We start from the raw sequence: 1220 nt of genomic DNA on the forward strand, positions 1-1220 counted from the left end.
CGGCACGACTGCCCGCAGCTAAGTGGGCTGGGTGGAGTGGTCCGGCTTTTTTAGGGGCGCGGGGAACTGCGCGATCAACCACGACGGTGCGGCACTCGCCTACGTATCAGTACCACCCGAGTTATTAGGCGCACCCCCCCGCTCTCAGACTCGTCTCACGTTCGCTCGGTAGCTTCCGGCGTGCGGGGAGACCGGTGATGAGGAGGCGAGTTGCATGGTGCGTGGAGGACAAGGGCTGGCGCGGGTCGCCGTCGTCGTGCGGGCGGGGGCCGGGCCGTGGTGGTGGTGCGGGGTGTTCGCCGCGGGGGTCGGGGTGCTGGTGCCCGGGATCACCGGGCGGCGGATCGGGGTGCTCGCCGGGGCCGCGTTGTTCATTGTCGCCGCCGTCGTCACGGCGTACGCCCGGCGTAAGCGGTACGCCACCCTCGCCCGGGCCGCCGCGCGCGCCGGCAAGCACGATGTGCTCCAGGACCGCGCGGTCACCGTACGCAACTGGCGCCACGGCAACCGCTGGTGGCTCCTCCTCGCCCTCGCCCTCGCGATCGCCGCCTCGTTCGCCGTACCCGCGGCCCCCGGCCTGCTCGTCGCCGGCTACGGCACCGGCCTGCGCCTCAAGTCCGCCTGGCTGGGCCGCCGGGAACGGACCGAGGGGGAACTCCTGTGGGTACGGGTCGACTGGCTCGGCAGATACGGCGGCGCCCCGGCCGGCAAGGCCGTGAAGGCGTACCGCACGACAGGCATCGCGGCGGGCGACGCGGCCCCCGGAGGAGCGCGCCGCCGCACCACGGTCGGAGCCTGAACCGAACGCCTCGCAGCGGCCGGAGGCTGAGCCGAACGCCTCGCAGCGGCCGGAGGCTGAACCGAACGCCTCGCAGTGGCCGGAGGCTGGGCCGAACGCCTCGCAGTGGGCGGAGGCTGGGCCGGACGCCCTCAGCAGCCGGAGGCTGAAGCGTTCCCGTCTCGGCGGCCGGCGCCCGAGGCGAGCCCGCTCAGACCTCCAGCTCCTCCTCGATCCGCTTCAACTGGTGCCGCGCCATCGCCAGGTTGGACCGCTTCGAGTCCAGCACGAGGTACAGGAACAGCCCGTTGCCGCCGCGCCCGCTGAGGAGGCGCAGGAGGTGGTACTGGTCGGAGAGGGTGATGAGGATGTCCTCGATCTGCCCCTTCAGGCCGAGGTGCTCCATCGTCCGCATCTTCGCGCGGACGATGGAGCACCTCGG

The 1220-nt window shown here is 72.5% G+C and carries 1 protein-coding gene and 1 pseudogene; one reads left to right on the forward strand and one right to left on the reverse strand.

Going from position 1 to position 1220, the window contains the following annotated elements; translation table 11 throughout:
- Positions 1–214: 214 nt before the first annotated feature.
- The gene (locus tag AOK24_RS42840) at positions 215–799 is read left to right on the forward strand and encodes a hypothetical protein (RefSeq protein ID WP_055725257.1); all 585 of its coding nucleotides are present in this window, start codon (positions 215–217) and stop codon (positions 797–799) included.
- 190 nt (positions 800–989) lie between these two features.
- On the opposite strand, the pseudogene AOK24_RS42845 reads toward AOK24_RS42840, so the two are convergent.
- Positions 990–1220: pseudogene (locus AOK24_RS42845) on the reverse strand (hypothetical protein); the annotation flags it as partial.

The organism is Streptomyces niveiscabiei (assembly GCF_001419795.1).
GTDB classification, from domain to species: domain Bacteria; phylum Actinomycetota; class Actinomycetes; order Streptomycetales; family Streptomycetaceae; genus Streptomyces; species Streptomyces niveiscabiei.

Coding starts and splice junctions, on each gene's coding strand:
- AOK24_RS42840 (WP_055725257.1), top strand. CDS start 215: ATGGTGCGTGGAGGACAAGGGCTGGCGCGGGTCGCCGTCGTCGTGCGG.